Here is a 13,251-nt window from a genome sequence, read left to right as displayed (position 1 = left end):
ACCAGTGAGCGGTCTTTGCGGACATTACCGATGCTCGAGCGTAGAGATAGATGATTAATGAAAGTAGACATCTGGAGTTAGTTTTATCAATGCCCCAAACCGGCTAATAGCGAAAGATTGATATATATGGTATGAGAAACCTAGAACTTCCAAGCAGACATCTTGTTTCTCTTCTAGGTAGGAAAGCTGACTCTGTTCATAGTGGTCGCTTCCTGTACTAATGTGCCGACTCCCTTAATTTGGTTCAGTTAGGCTACTTCGTATTCCAATCGGTGCAATTCTTCCGTATTTACTGTCTTACGGGCTTCCCATAAATCATAGTGATCCTGCAAGGCAAGCCAGCTTTCAGCAGTACGCCCCAGGACAGCAGATAGGCGCACTGCCATTTCAGGAGAAATGTCTGCCTTGCAGTTCACCAAACGATTAAAGGTGCTCTTGTCCACGCCAAGCTCCCTGGCCACGCTGGCGATAGAGACACCTTCGAACGGTTCAATGTAGGTTCGCAGAATCAGCTCACCCGGATGTGGTGGATTGTGTGGTCGAATTGTCATCAGTGGTAATCCTCGTAATTCACTACATAAGCGTCACCATCTTCGAACCTGAAAACAATGCGCCAGTTCCGGTTAACGTCTATTGCCCAATGACCCTCAAGCCTCCCGGTAAGGGGGTGAAGACGGAATCCAGGGATATCCATGTCTTCGATACAAGTGGCGGTGTGCAGAAACATCAACCTATCCCTGATCTTGGTTGCATGAGCAGGTCGAATACCTGCTGTGCTGCCCGTCGAAAAGAATTTCTGATAAGAGATGGTATCCGCTTATAGTCATTTACTGTTTAATTCCAACAAACTCTAAAACCACTTCACTCTCAAAGTCGATAGAGATATGTGATCAACTTCATATAGCTCAATATTATATGAGAGTTTGGTTTATTATTTTTGTCTCATCTCTATATTAGATTATCTGTCAAACCTATATGGAGATACACATGACTATCGTTACTCTATTACTTTTACTCTCTATTACATTAACAGCCCATGCGGATGAGATTCCTGAAAATGAGGTGCTCACCATTGATGAACCGATACCTGGATCAATGGATATTGAGTTTACTGATGCAGATGATTTACAACCAAAATTTGGAGATTTTCTGATTTCCAATAGCCTGCTCATGAGCAACCAACTCGGTGAGCGTTGGGCTGTTTTAACTATTCAAAATCGATCTTCTTCTCAAAGGCTCCTCGACAGAGAACATATAGTCGCTCTTTTCGCCAATGGTGAAAAAAGATACCCGAAATATGCCGAATATACGTTCTATGGAAAAGAACATAAAACGATGACCATAAATTTTGGAGAGAGTAAGTTCCCGATAGTTAAAGTGGAGATGAGAAATAGATAGCTATTCAGTTGGGTGCTTTACTTGGCTCGCATAAAGGCTCGAATCATTACCCATACAAATATAATACCGCCAATGACAGCCAACAGGCCACCAATCCCCATTACGCCCATCGCAACCTTTGCCCACAGGCTATCCAGCCCCTGAGCAGCACCAGCTGTCTTACGCTGGATCCCCATGGCGCCAGAGGCTGCCAATCCAAGAATATGGAGCAACTGCCCTATTCCGTATATCCAGGGCTGTATCTCCACCAGTCGACCTTGAGGTGCGGGATATCCGAGCTTGGTTAGAACAAGATAGGCCATTCCCATCAATCCGATTGTCACTCCCACAATCGAACCATGGTAGTGGGCTGGGATAATGGTATTCACCCCAGATATGAATAGCGCTATAGCACCACCAGAGAAAAATAGCAGGAGTGACATCCAAAGCGAGGCTCGCAAAGGTTTTGATACAGTAGCAACCTCTCTGCTGCGCAACAGTCCCAGGATAACTAGAATACCTGCAGGAATCACAGCCAAGCCACCGCCATATTTCATTTGTGCTGTGAATGCATCCTTTGCTGCGAGACTGACACTCTCATACAACAGATAGATGAGTGGTGTAGACAATACTGGAACAACCCCTAATATCAGAATAGCGGCATACCAGCGGGCATTACCAGGCAATGTTGCACCACTGTTAACAGCCAGCAACAACCAGGCAAGAATGACCAATTGGGTATAGGCAAACTGGAGTGTATGCCCTGCCCCCCAAAAGAGATACTCATAGTAAGCCTGACCATCCACTTCGGCAGGCATCTGTAGCCAGGCCAATAGTAGCGCTATGATCGATATTATGATGGTAAGAGAGAGGGTCCAGGTCACCAGGCTTGGAAGGTGTATATTTGCCCTCTGAATAGCAATCGATCCTACTGCAGTCAGACGGGTAAAAGCCTGTAAAGCAATACCAAAACCAAACAGGCCCAGCGCAATAAAGAATTCTGGACGTTGTAAGACTGGCACGTAGTTATTCATCAATGGCGCACCGTCACCAGTAAATGCAGACAGCGCAATACCCAGAGCGCCTCCCAAGGCCGTATAGAAGGCAATACGTTGTAGAACCAGTCGCCAGGTTTCAGCAACTGAGGTCAAACACCATGCAACCCCGCTCATCGCCAAGAACCAGATCAGCACAGACTGATCCACATGCACCACCAGTGCTGTTCGAAAAAAATCGATCCAGGGAAAAAAGCGTTCACTGCCTGGCGCTCGGGAAGCAACAAGTAACAGTGCAAAAAGCCCAGCCAAAGCTAAGGCAAGTACCCCCAACTGCAGCCATCGCAATGCCAGTATGCGTTGCCGCTCATCGCTGACATTGATAACAATGGACTCACTCTCAGCATGAATCAAAACAGTATTACCCCCGTCGAACATTGTTGACATTGAACAGTATCAGATACGGTTCCGGACGCTCGCTACGCCGAAAGCCATCATCCTGAATAGTAACAGATACTGTTTGACTCTTGATTGAAACTCATATTAGGCTGATTCCTAATGCATCGAGCTACTGGCGGAATGAGCTGACCGCTGCTGTTATTAACCCGGTATCCATCAGTTTTTCAGACAATTCGGGACGGAAGTGGCAGCATCACCCATTGCCTTGAGAGAACTATGCCTAAAGATCCCTCTTCCCTGTTTAGAATTCAATACCGTCTCGCCTTTTTGACTTGCCTGCTGGCTTTTTGTGTTGTGCTGCTCGGAGCTTTTGTCAGACTCTCAGACGCCGGACTCGGCTGTCCTGACTGGCCAGGTTGCTATGGACAGATGGTGGTACCCAGTGACGCCTCAGAAGTGGACTCAACCATAAGACCTTTAGATCAGGAAAAAGCCTGGAAAGAGATGATTCACCGCTACATGGCAGGCAGCTTAGGACTCTTTATCCTACTTCTCGCCCTGCTCGCCTGGTCGAACCGGCAGATGGCAAGACAGCCAATAATACTGCCGGGCATACTGTTATTACTGGTGGTGTTCCAGGCATTGCTCGGCATGTGGACTGTCACAATGATGGTAAAGCCAGCCATAGTTACCGCCCACCTGCTTGGCGGATTTGCTACCTTGGCCCTGTTATGGTTATTGACGCTCAGGTTAAGGCCAGTGGATTATCTGCACACTGTTTCAACATCAATCCCGCTCCGACGCTGGATACACTTCTCACTCGTTATCCTGGTGATTCAAATCATGCTGGGTGGTTGGACGAGCAGCAATTACGCCGCCTTGGGCTGTATAGACTTTCCAACCTGCTACGCTAATCAATGGTGGCCTGAGATGGATTTTAAAGAGGCTTTTGTCATCTGGCGGGGCCTGGGGATCAACTATGAATTTGGCGTTCTCGAATCCGAAGCAAGAACGGCAATTCATGTCACTCATCGTCTTGGCGCCCTATTAACCTTAATTATCCTGGGTACTTTAGCGCTTTGGTTATCAAGAAATAAGGCTGAACGTGGATTGCAAAGCGTTGGATATCTGCTTACATTAATCCTCACCATACAGATCGCTCTCGGGATCACAAATGTGTTAGGACACCTCCCCCTATCCGTTGCTGTTGCCCACAATGGTGGTGCCGCGATTCTGTTATTGATTTTGGTGACTCTGATCTGGATATCAAGACAACGGGAATAGAACATGCCTGAACAATCACCACCCCGTCTAGGGTTTACCGCCCTGATCGCTGTAATCGCTCTGGTCGGTGGCGTTATGGCGTGGGTATATCTAAACAGAGCGGAACCAATCAGTTCGCCTCTCATGGTAGAGACCAAGCAGGCAACTTTACTTCCTGAATTGAAATCGCTGAACCCTTTTTCCCTGACAGATCATAACGGCAAAAAATTCGATAATCAGAGTCTGTTGGGGCACTGGACATTTATGAGCTTTGGCTACACCTATTGTCCAGATATCTGCCCAACCACCATGTCACTCTTCAGTGAGATGAATGATCTGATAAAAAGCAATGAAGCCCCGGCCCCTCACCAAATTACATTTGTTTCCGTTGACCCTGAAAGGGATAGCCTGGAGCGACTATCGGAGTATGTAACTTACTTCAACCCTGAGTTTCTTGGCGCCACCGGACCGGAACCCTCACTACAAAAGTTAACCAAACCCCTCGGCATACTTTACGAGCGGGTGGAGACCGAAGATAGTGCAATGGGCTATGTTATGGATCACTCTGCTTCGATTATTCTGGTAGGTCCCCAGGGAAGACTTCACGCCTATTTCACACCCCCTCATGATGCCGAGATGATGGCAACTGACTTCCTCGCCATCAGTGATCATGCGAACAGAGGTGAGTAAGCAATGAACGATCTGATCATGGGAAAATGCTGGCACTGTGATCAGGCGTTACAGAGTGCCGATTTTGGCCGGGAGACCAACTGTAGCAGTTGCGGAAAACCGACTCGAGTCTGCCGTAACTGCCGCTGGTATGCCCCCAGCAGGCCCAATCAATGCGAAGAACCGGCAGTAGAAAGAGTTCTGGAGAAAGAGAAGCCAAACTTCTGTGAGCTGTTCGAGCCCACGCCTACCCCGCTGTCAGATGATACAGACAGGTCTGACGACACTTTGCGCCAGGCTGCTGAGGATCTATTCAAGATTTAGCTGCCAGCAACCGATCCAATTGATTAGCGAAGGCTTGTCTATCTGCGTGACTGAACGCTGGCGGCCCCCCGGTATCCACACCATTCCCGCGCATGGTATCGAGAAAATCACGCATTGTTAGACGCTGACGAATATTCTCGACCGTATAGCGTTCGCCGCGAGGAGTCAGCACCAGACAATCTTTTTCAATCACTTCTGCAGCCAGTGGAATATCTGCGGTTATCACCAGGTCACCTGCATCTGCCTGTTGCACGATGTAGTCATCCGCCACATCGAACCCTGCAGAAACCTGTACCGATCGGATCATCTCTGATGGTGGCACTGGTAGTGCCTGATTGGCGACCAAAACAAGGGATACACCAGCTCTATCCGCAGCGCGAAACAGAATCTCCTTGATGGGCTTCGGACAGGCATCCGCATCAACCCATATTCTGTTTAGTGTCATATTTACTCCAAAATTGCACCAGATCACCCTAAATTAACCCACCTAGTGGGCCGCTCGCTATCATTATCGGCTATTGTAATCAATAGAGAGACCATTATACTGCACCGTCCGGACATGCCTATGGCCGTTTCGCTCCCTCCCACCAGGAACCTTTAATGCCACAAGACCTTCCCGCTGCAAGCAGCTTCAAAGACTTTGATTTACCCAACCAGCTGTTGACTGCACTGGATAAGGTGGGTTATGAAACCCCCTCCCCGATTCAAGCTCAAACCATTCCGTATCTGCTGCAGGGAGATGATCTGCTGGGCCATGCACCCACAGGCACAGGCAAAACCGCTGCCTTCGCGCTCCCCCTTTTGGCGCGTCTGGACCTCAAACAGCGAGGTGTACAAGTTATGGTACTTACTCCCACAAGGGAGCTTGCCATCCAGGTTGCAGAGGCGTTCCAGCGCTACGCCTCTGAAATGAAAGGTTTTCACGTTTTGCCTATTTATGGCGGACAAGACTACTCTGGACAGATCCGTCAGCTGAAACGAGGCGTACATGTCGTGGTTGGCACACCTGGCCGGGTCATGGACCATATGCGTAAGGGAACGCTCAAGCTCGACTCTATTCAGACACTGGTACTCGATGAAGCAGATGAGATGTTACGCATGGGCTTCATCGATGATGTGGAGTGGATACTGGGTCAAACACCTCCCGAACGACAAATCGCCCTCTTCTCGGCCACCATGCCGAAAGAAGTGCGTCATATCGCCCGACAGCATTTGAATAACCCCAAAGAGATCGCAATTAAGAGCCGTACTGCTACTGCTGATACCATCAAACAGCGCTATTGGCTGGTCAAGGGACTGCATAAACTGGATGCACTGACCCGAATACTCGAAGTTGAGCCGTTTGATGCCATAATCATCTTCGTTCGAACCAAGACCGCCACTGCAGAGCTGGCTCAACGACTGGAAGCCCGCGGTTACAGTGCAGCCGCATTGAATGGTGATATGGTTCAAAAGCAGCGAGAGCAGATGGTAGAGCGTTTAAAACGTGGTGCATTGGACATTCTGGTAGCCACGGATGTTGCAGCACGGGGATTGGATGTTGAACGTATCAGTCATGTCATCAACTTCGACATTCCATATGACACAGAATCCTATGTACATCGCATAGGCAGAACAGGACGTGCAGGTCGCACCGGTGATGCCATTCTTTTCGTGGCCCCGAGAGAGAGACGCATGCTTGGCGCGATAGAAAAGGCGACCCGGCAGAAGATCGACCAGTTGACCTTACCCAGTACTGAGACTGTCAACAATAAACGCATTGCCGACTTCAAACAGCGTATCAGTGACACCCTGGCCGCGGAGGAACTCGACTTCATGCAGGGAATTTTGGAGCAGTTTCAACAGGAACACGACGTTCCTGCACTGGATATTGCTGCAGCACTTGCAAAGATGTCACTCGGTAACCAACCCCTGTTACTGAAGCCTGAAAAGGAGCGTCCTGTCAGCCGCGAGAGAAGAGAAGAACAGTCACGATCAGATAAGCCCCGGGAGAGAAGCAGGCAAGCGAATCCCAGATCCCCGCGAGAGCCCCGTGCGCCCAAAGGTCTGGAGCGGTTTCGCATAGAGGTGGGGCATGACCACGATGTAAAACCGGGAAATATCGTTGGTGCAATCGCAAACGAAGCGGGTCTGGACGCTGAGCATATCGGCCATATCGACATACAAGATAGTTTCAGTCTGGTTGATCTGCCTACCGGCATGCCTGAAGAAATTTTCTCTGATCTTAAGAAGGCATGGGTCTGTGGCCAGCGTCTCAACATCTCCCGACTTGAGCAAACTGAAAAAAGGAATGTAAAGGCGACCAAAGATAAACCTAAAAAAAGGAAGCCTAAAAAGCATACTGCCAGAGCAGGCAAACCTAAAGCGAAAGAGTAAAGTCAGCTGGAGCTAGCAACCAAAGTTGGTAGCTCCAGACTTATTCACTGGATTAGTGTTAACAGACCCTAGGAGCTATAAAAAGTCGACACGTAGGTTAACCCGTCGATTTTCTGCTCGACCATCAGCATTTGCATTGTCAGCGACGGGTTGAGAATCTGCATAGCTCACAGAACGCAGATGCTTTGGAGAGAACCCCTGCTCCAGTAAAAACCGGGTTACTGCATTGGCTCTGGCAGCGGCCAACTCCCAATTGGATTGAAATGGCCCGCCCAGGATTGGCCGATCATCCGTGTGTCCCTCAACGGCGATATCTGCTTCACCAATCTCCTGCAATATCATGGCGAGTTTGCCCAGTACAGGCTGTGCCTCAGGGAGCAGTTCCGCTTTTCCGGAATGGAACAGAATAACGTCTGCAATTTCCAAAGAGACACCCAACTCTCTCTGTACCACCTTCACTTCATCATCGAATCGACTCTCTACTGCAGCGGTAAGTCTTGAAACCGCTGAGTTGTCGGCCATGCTCTCTGTCAGATCCTCAGGTGGTATAACCTGAGTTTGCGGAGGTACTACTTGTGGTATGACTTGCGAAGATGGTGCAGCAATTCGATTCTCTTCCTCAATGGGTTGCAGTTGTCTTACCGCCATTTGACCAAGCAGAACAACCAGCATGGCCAGAATCACACTCAGCACATCGACATAGGTCAATAACCAGCTTGGATCATTATTATCATCCTCCCAGGTGTACCAGGAAATACTGTTCAAAGGACCATCACTGTTTTGGGAGACCATGAGACACCTCCCTATTGCGAAGCAACCAGTTTCAACTGAACCGCTGCCTGCTCGATATCCTGATTGGCACTGGCCTCATCCATCATCTCCCTGATCAGCTCAGAGTGTTGTTTGTCACACAGCATCATCACGGCCTGGAGATGTGCCACACGACGACTGATCAGTTGCCGGCCACGTTGCTCAAACTTACTTGCCATCGGTTTGAACACCAGATTCGCCAGCACCAGACCATAAACGGTGGTCAACATGGCAAAGCCCATCGCTGCACCTATTGATGACAGATCACCTGAACCGAGACCGAACAACATCTGCACCAATCCAAGCAAAGTACCAAGCATTCCGAATGCCGGGGCATAACCACTCATTGCACGCAATATATCCGCTGGACGGCGCAGATGATCCCGATCTTCTGCAATCTGTCTCTGCAAAGCCAAACTGACTTGATCCCTTGGAAATCCATCCAGAACCAGCTGAGTTCCTCTACGCAACAAAGGTGCTGAAATCTCTTGAGTTACCGCTTCAGCCGGCCGAATTTCTCCGCGGCGGAAAAAGTTTGCCGCCCGTAAAAAGCTCCTGAAGGCCTCATCTTCCTCATCATTCTGGTCGACACTGGGCTTTTTAAAATCGCTGACCAGTTGCCACATGGCGATAACAGCCTTGAGCGAGTGACTCATGACAGTAGTCAGCAACGTCCCTCCAACTACGAGAATCAGCCCGGATATAATGGCAATAATCCCTGAACCAGGAGCCATCAGCTGAATAGTCACCGATAAAACAACAGAAATTGAAAGCAGTACGATCCAGATATAAGCAGCCAATGCAGCTCTCCCGGTAATTGTTTAGGTCATCTGAAAACATCTGCCACTTATAGGCAGATATTCATGACCTAAACATTGCAAAATATAGGCCAAGCCCTCTACTGATGAGCAATCCAGAGCCACCTCAGGCCACCAGCATAGAGAGATTAGTGTGATCGAATCCAACTATCCGATGTGAATCACAACGCGACTGAATCAACTGTTAATTCACTTTGACCCTTACTGAGGTTAGTATCCTCCAAACACTTCATGGATAGAGTGGCTGCTTTCGATCTATTTCCAGGGCTATCACCTGGGTGTCAGAATCAGAAATGGAATCTATGAACATAACTTTTTTGGGATAACCTAATGAAGATAAAAACAGTCGTAATTATCTCATCGATATTAAGCAGTAGCTTAACGACGCTCTGTTCAGCATCAGATGTCAATATGAATCCAGGTCTATGGCAATGGACTGCTGTCATGGATATGCCTGGTATGCCGATGCAACTGCCACCCGCCACCTATACAACTTGCATCTCTCAAGCAGATTTTGTTCCCAAGGACAGTGAGCTGGGACAAAAATGTGAAACCATTGATCTGAAGACTGAGGGGGACACAGTCTCCTGGAATATCACCTGCTCTCAAGATGGAATGAATACCAACAGCCAAGGGCAAATCACCTATTCTGGTGACCAGGCTGAGGGCACCATCAATATCAACTCCCAAGGCATGCAAATGAGATCAAAGACCACCGGAAAAAGAGTTGGGCCTTGCAAGAAACAGGAATAACCGCTATCACTCCTCTATCGTTATTGGAGTCAACCAAGCGTATCCCAACTGCTTCATTTGACTCTCAACCCAGTGGGAACGCTCGGCAACATATGGGGTTGGTGGGTTAGCCTGGTAGCGCCATGGATTAGGCAATACTGCTGCCAGTCTTGCTGCTTGTTGTGCAGTCAGCCGATCTGCGGTGGTCTGAAACCAATATTCACTGGCCGCTCCAATACCAAACACCCCAGGCCCAAACTCCACAATATTCAGATAGACCTCTAGAATTCTCTGCTTGTCCCATAACAGTTCCAACATTAGAGCAAGAGCGACCTCCAGGGCTTTCCTAATCCAATCTCTTTGTGGCCAAAGAAACAGATTTTTAACTGTCTGCTGTGTGAGCGTGCTGGCACCACGCAGACGCTTACCCCTGTCGGCCTCCTCCAAAGCATCGACAATCGCTTCCATATCGAGCCCATGATGATATGGAAAGCGCTGATCTTCTGAAGCTATAACCGCAAGTTGAACAGTGGGAGCAATTTGACTCAGGTTCAACCATCGATGGTGAATTTGCGCTGGGTATGCTGAGGGAGGGTTTAAATCTCTTTGTAATTTCCACGACCAGATAGGCGGATCAAAAAAGCGTAATAAGAGAATTACGCACACCATTAATAGCACCAATCCAAACAGGAGTTGAAACATCAAATAGAGGGCAGTATTGAAAACACCACGTTTTTGTTTTTTTCTGGCTACCAATGTCGTTTTCTGGCTTTTAGATAAATATTCAGCGAGTCAGGCTTTTCAAAGCAGGTGCTTTCCATCAAATAGAGCAGTTGCAGCGCAATCCCCGCTCGATTTTCTCGCCCTGATAGGTGAAACGAACCGCACCGCAATGGCAGCTACCCTGGTAGTGCTCAGTCATTCTATTCTCCCTGTGAATTGATCACTAGTTTTTGAACAAGGTAAACAGAAAATGCCAGACTCTTGCATAAAAAGTTGATAAAAGCGCATCGTGCACAAACATACCCAGCAAGGCCATGATCAGCGTAAACCAGATTACAGATTCAAAAGGTAGCCAATAATCACCTTGAGAAAACAATCCGTTAATACCCAACCAGAGGATTAAGCCAGTAAGAAAACCAAGTATAGCGTTCAAAAAACCTAATGCTAAGCGATCCAGTAGTGAGGTATCTTTTTCTAATCTCATTATCCAATTCCGTGAAGCACTCTGAAAACTGTCACAGAGGTTACTTTTAGACAATTGATTCTACTACTTACTTGCAGCGGAAACCTATGAACAAGCCACAGACCGGCTCCTCACTTCCCTAAATATTCCACTTTGCATTATAAATTTCGCTTTAGTGCAATTCCACGCTTGCCACGCCTTTAATCCGCACAATACGACTGCCCTTGTTGAAACACGCCTTCGCAGGATGCCAATTTAGTGATTCATACAAATAACCCAGAATATAGAGAGGAAATTGTGCCATTAGAATCTGGAACTACATAATATCCTCTACAGAGATTTTCAATATCTCATTGATAATAAGAACAATATTCTATTTCCCTACACCCCTTCCGTTAAAGAGTTTCCGTGACACTGCTATAAAGAAAATATTGGGTTTTTGTTAACAGCGGTAAAAAGAAAATGATTCCTCTACCGAGCGGACAAATTGTTGGTATTTCAAATATCAGGGCTCGTTATCATGCCTTGCGTCTCAACCGATATATAGATAATTCCACTGCACATCATGAGCTTTATGACCTGGTTGATATTGTGGCAAACCCTGTAGAGACTGAGGATCTACCCTACCACTATCATCCTAGAATTCGATTTACCGGCCACACCCTTTCTGAGTTATCCAATATAAGATCCTGGTCTGTTGACGACAGACATACCTTCAAGGAGTGGCTATCTCAAGATAATCAGGTGCAACTCATTGAACAGACCAGACATCGTATTTTCAGTGAAGAGTTACCTCTGATCGAGCAACATTTCAACCATCCTGACAACCTCTACAGTTTACTCAAAAGAAGACTAGAAGCCCTACCCATGGGGCGAGCTTCAATTGCGCAATGGCGTAACACGCTTCTGAATATGAAAAAGCAGGGCATTCGTGAAGAGGAGATCAAATGGTCTGGGTTACTTGCCTATTTATCTAAATGTGAAGAACAGCAAAGAACTTCGGCTACCAGGCGGGAACTACTGGCGGCAATCAATTTCTCAGCAATTCGTCTCTCTCTAACCAATGAATTAGCTACTGAGAAGAGTAACAAACTCGACTTTTTCGAAGTCCCTCAATCTCGCATTCATAATTCATTTCATTCTGAACAAAAGATTGCACAGGCAGATGAAATTTGTGTCATTCGTTATGTAGAGCTTATGCACTACTATAAAGTTGGTTTCATAAAAAAGCTCAAGCTTAACCGAAACGAGAGCATCAAGGATCAATGGTTTGTACTCGATACTATTGGAAATCCTGTCAACAATAGCGTATCAAATAGACCGCGTTTCCAATCAAAACTGGAAGCCTTTGAGGCCGCAAGTCGACACGCCCTTCAGCATGTCGGAGTACCCGTTGAGTACTCACCCTGTCAGCGATATGAACACAAGACGCTCTGCGGCGGAGAGGATTATCGTGAGTGGCTGGTGACCCTACCCGACTACCCTATTTCACACTTCACCAGTCACTACAATGCACGTAATGTGCTACTACATTTTCGAACTAAAAAACGTACCGATACCCAGGGCAGAAAACTCCTGTTCATCGAGGAGATTCAAAGCGACTGGCATCAGTCAGGTGCAATGCATGGATATCAAAACCGCTGGCCCGGTTCTATTCCACCTGCTCCATTTAGAAAAGAGTGGATTGGTCTATCACTGAAGCTACTACTGCAAGAGGCTGCCACAAGCGAAGTTGATGGTATTGCATGGACTAGTAGTGATATTCAGGAGTCTCATTACTCAAAGCAGATGAAGCCCATCATGCGCCTCTACGATGATGAGATACCCCGCTACCTTGAGCGTTTATGCAGGCCTTGGGGGGGAGTTATTGAAACCTGCCAAATATCGACCAAAGAGCCCCGTTTGCATATCAGCCGAGAGATGAATAAATGGTTTGTTACAGACACTCGAGGCGAATTTTCTACCCGCCCAAGATACTCCCAACAGGAAGCGATCAGAGTTATGGCCAGACATTGCAAGCAGGTTGTACTTGACGTGCCGGTGATATTTCTGGATCAGACGATGAAGAGACAGATAAAGAATAAGGGCTTTCCCATATTTGGTGAACAGTCAGACCACTGATGAGTAAGATTGATGTTATCCTATTCAATGACACATAATCATCGAATAGTGCTAGACTTTTTCTCTTAGGCATCTGACACGATGCCTTTGATAGAGACAGCAGCGTTACGACCAATTAAGGGATTAGTGTCAACAGGCCCTAGTGGGCCGTAAGGTAAATTCGGTAATTCTCAGTGGAAAG

At 47.4% G+C, this 13,251-nt stretch carries 15 protein-coding genes; 7 read left to right on the top strand and 8 right to left on the bottom strand.

What is annotated here, in order from left to right; all coding sequences use genetic code 11:
* Positions 1-248: 248 nt before the first annotated feature.
* Together AC4IE7_RS01780 and AC4IE7_RS01775 are read right to left on the bottom strand one after the other, a co-directional pair.
* Positions 249-551 (bottom strand): HigA family addiction module antitoxin, encoded by a 303-nt coding sequence (locus AC4IE7_RS01780; RefSeq protein WP_490775083.1) that lies wholly within the window; start codon positions 549-551, stop codon positions 249-251.
* The gene (locus AC4IE7_RS01775) at positions 551-742 is read right to left on the bottom strand and encodes a type II toxin-antitoxin system RelE/ParE family toxin (RefSeq protein WP_490775105.1); all 192 of its coding nucleotides are present in this window, start codon (positions 740-742) and stop codon (positions 551-553) included. The genes AC4IE7_RS01780 and AC4IE7_RS01775 overlap by 1 nt, the downstream gene beginning before the upstream one ends.
* Before the next feature lie 245 nt (positions 743-987).
* Here AC4IE7_RS01775 and AC4IE7_RS01770 point away from each other — a divergent pair, with 245 nt between their 5' ends.
* Positions 988-1,398, top strand: a complete 411-nt coding sequence (locus AC4IE7_RS01770) for a hypothetical protein (RefSeq protein WP_490775082.1) — start codon at positions 988-990, stop codon at positions 1,396-1,398.
* Between the two features lie 17 nt (positions 1,399-1,415).
* Here AC4IE7_RS01770 and AC4IE7_RS01765 read toward each other — a convergent pair whose 3' ends face one another.
* Positions 1,416-2,819 (bottom strand): cbb3-type cytochrome c oxidase subunit I, encoded by a 1,404-nt coding sequence (locus AC4IE7_RS01765; protein ID WP_490775081.1) that lies wholly within the window; start codon positions 2,817-2,819, stop codon positions 1,416-1,418.
* A gap of 228 nt (positions 2,820-3,047) precedes the next feature.
* Between AC4IE7_RS01765 and AC4IE7_RS01760 the strand changes: the two genes are divergently transcribed.
* From AC4IE7_RS01760 to AC4IE7_RS01750, 3 genes are read left to right on the top strand one after another with little or no spacing between them, the layout of a single operon-like run.
* A complete protein-coding gene (locus AC4IE7_RS01760) occupies positions 3,048-4,055 on the top strand; it encodes a COX15/CtaA family protein (protein WP_490775080.1) in 1,008 nt (335 codons plus the stop codon).
* Positions 4,056-4,058: 3 nt separating this feature from the next.
* A complete protein-coding gene (locus AC4IE7_RS01755; RefSeq protein WP_490775079.1) occupies positions 4,059-4,724 on the top strand; it encodes an SCO family protein in 666 nt (221 codons plus the stop codon).
* 3 nt (positions 4,725-4,727) lie between these two features.
* On the top strand, positions 4,728-5,027 hold the full coding sequence (locus tag AC4IE7_RS01750; RefSeq protein ID WP_490775078.1) for a hypothetical protein: 300 nt from the start codon (positions 4,728-4,730) through the stop codon (positions 5,025-5,027).
* Here the strand turns inward: AC4IE7_RS01750 and AC4IE7_RS01745 are convergent.
* Positions 5,017-5,472, bottom strand: coding sequence for a YaiI/YqxD family protein (locus AC4IE7_RS01745; protein WP_490775077.1), 456 nt, complete (start codon positions 5,470-5,472; stop codon positions 5,017-5,019). The genes AC4IE7_RS01750 and AC4IE7_RS01745 overlap by 11 nt on opposite strands.
* Before the next feature lie 155 nt (positions 5,473-5,627).
* Here AC4IE7_RS01745 and AC4IE7_RS01740 point away from each other — a divergent pair, with 155 nt between their 5' ends.
* Positions 5,628-7,403: a DEAD/DEAH box helicase gene (locus tag AC4IE7_RS01740; protein WP_490775076.1), complete on the top strand. Its 1,776-nt coding sequence runs from the start codon at positions 5,628-5,630 to the stop codon at positions 7,401-7,403.
* A gap of 75 nt (positions 7,404-7,478) precedes the next feature.
* On the opposite strand, the gene AC4IE7_RS01735 is transcribed toward AC4IE7_RS01740, so the two are convergent.
* Positions 7,479-8,195 (bottom strand): OmpA/MotB family protein, encoded by a 717-nt coding sequence (locus AC4IE7_RS01735; protein WP_490775075.1) that lies wholly within the window; start codon positions 8,193-8,195, stop codon positions 7,479-7,481.
* Positions 8,196-8,206: 11 nt separating this feature from the next.
* Positions 8,207-9,013 carry a motility protein A gene (locus tag AC4IE7_RS01730; RefSeq protein WP_490775074.1) on the bottom strand — a complete coding sequence of 269 codons (807 nt, stop codon included), beginning with the start codon at positions 9,011-9,013 and terminating at the stop codon, positions 8,207-8,209.
* A gap of 348 nt (positions 9,014-9,361) precedes the next feature.
* Between AC4IE7_RS01730 and AC4IE7_RS01725 the strand changes: the two genes are divergently transcribed.
* The gene (locus tag AC4IE7_RS01725) at positions 9,362-9,784 is read left to right on the top strand and encodes a DUF3617 domain-containing protein (protein ID WP_490775073.1); all 423 of its coding nucleotides are present in this window, start codon (positions 9,362-9,364) and stop codon (positions 9,782-9,784) included.
* A gap of 6 nt (positions 9,785-9,790) precedes the next feature.
* Here the strand turns inward: AC4IE7_RS01725 and mtgA are convergent, their stop codons facing one another.
* Together mtgA and AC4IE7_RS01715 are read right to left on the bottom strand one after the other, a co-directional pair.
* Positions 9,791-10,519, bottom strand: coding sequence for a monofunctional biosynthetic peptidoglycan transglycosylase (gene mtgA / locus AC4IE7_RS01720; RefSeq protein WP_490775072.1), 729 nt, complete (start codon positions 10,517-10,519; stop codon positions 9,791-9,793).
* Positions 10,520-10,709: 190 nt separating this feature from the next.
* Positions 10,710-10,970, bottom strand: coding sequence for a hypothetical protein (locus AC4IE7_RS01715; protein WP_490775071.1), 261 nt, complete (start codon positions 10,968-10,970; stop codon positions 10,710-10,712).
* Between the two features lie 441 nt (positions 10,971-11,411).
* Between AC4IE7_RS01715 and AC4IE7_RS01710 the strand changes: the two genes are divergently transcribed.
* Positions 11,412-13,070: a hypothetical protein gene (locus AC4IE7_RS01710; RefSeq protein WP_490775070.1), complete on the top strand. Its 1,659-nt coding sequence runs from the start codon at positions 11,412-11,414 to the stop codon at positions 13,068-13,070.
* Positions 13,071-13,251 lie beyond the last annotated feature (181 nt).

This window comes from Candidatus Thiodiazotropha sp. AKAK3 (assembly GCF_058244645.1).
Note: the sequence above shows the minus strand (reverse complement) of the source record. Positions and strands in the feature narration are given on the sequence as shown.

What these genes read in the sequence shown, in the direction of transcription:
- AC4IE7_RS01780 (WP_490775083.1), bottom strand. Translation starts at nt 551, where the DNA reads ATGACAATTCGACCACACAATCCACCACATCCGGGTGAGCTGATTCTG.
- AC4IE7_RS01770 (WP_490775082.1), top strand. Translation starts at nt 988, where the DNA reads ATGACTATCGTTACTCTATTACTTTTACTCTCTATTACATTAACAGCC.
- AC4IE7_RS01765 (WP_490775081.1), bottom strand. Translation starts at nt 2,819, where the DNA reads ATGTCAACAATGTTCGACGGGGGTAATACTGTTTTGATTCATGCTGAG.
- AC4IE7_RS01760 (WP_490775080.1), top strand. Translation starts at nt 3,048, where the DNA reads ATGCCTAAAGATCCCTCTTCCCTGTTTAGAATTCAATACCGTCTCGCC.
- AC4IE7_RS01755 (WP_490775079.1), top strand. Translation starts at nt 4,059, where the DNA reads ATGCCTGAACAATCACCACCCCGTCTAGGGTTTACCGCCCTGATCGCT.
- AC4IE7_RS01750 (WP_490775078.1), top strand. Translation starts at nt 4,728, where the DNA reads ATGAACGATCTGATCATGGGAAAATGCTGGCACTGTGATCAGGCGTTA.
- AC4IE7_RS01745 (WP_490775077.1), bottom strand. Translation starts at nt 5,472, where the DNA reads ATGACACTAAACAGAATATGGGTTGATGCGGATGCCTGTCCGAAGCCC.
- AC4IE7_RS01740 (WP_490775076.1), top strand. Translation starts at nt 5,628, where the DNA reads ATGCCACAAGACCTTCCCGCTGCAAGCAGCTTCAAAGACTTTGATTTA.
- AC4IE7_RS01735 (WP_490775075.1), bottom strand. Translation starts at nt 8,195, where the DNA reads ATGGTCTCCCAAAACAGTGATGGTCCTTTGAACAGTATTTCCTGGTAC.
- AC4IE7_RS01725 (WP_490775073.1), top strand. Translation starts at nt 9,362, where the DNA reads ATGAAGATAAAAACAGTCGTAATTATCTCATCGATATTAAGCAGTAGC.
- AC4IE7_RS01715 (WP_490775071.1), bottom strand. Translation starts at nt 10,970, where the DNA reads ATGAGATTAGAAAAAGATACCTCACTACTGGATCGCTTAGCATTAGGT.
- AC4IE7_RS01710 (WP_490775070.1), top strand. Translation starts at nt 11,412, where the DNA reads ATGATTCCTCTACCGAGCGGACAAATTGTTGGTATTTCAAATATCAGG.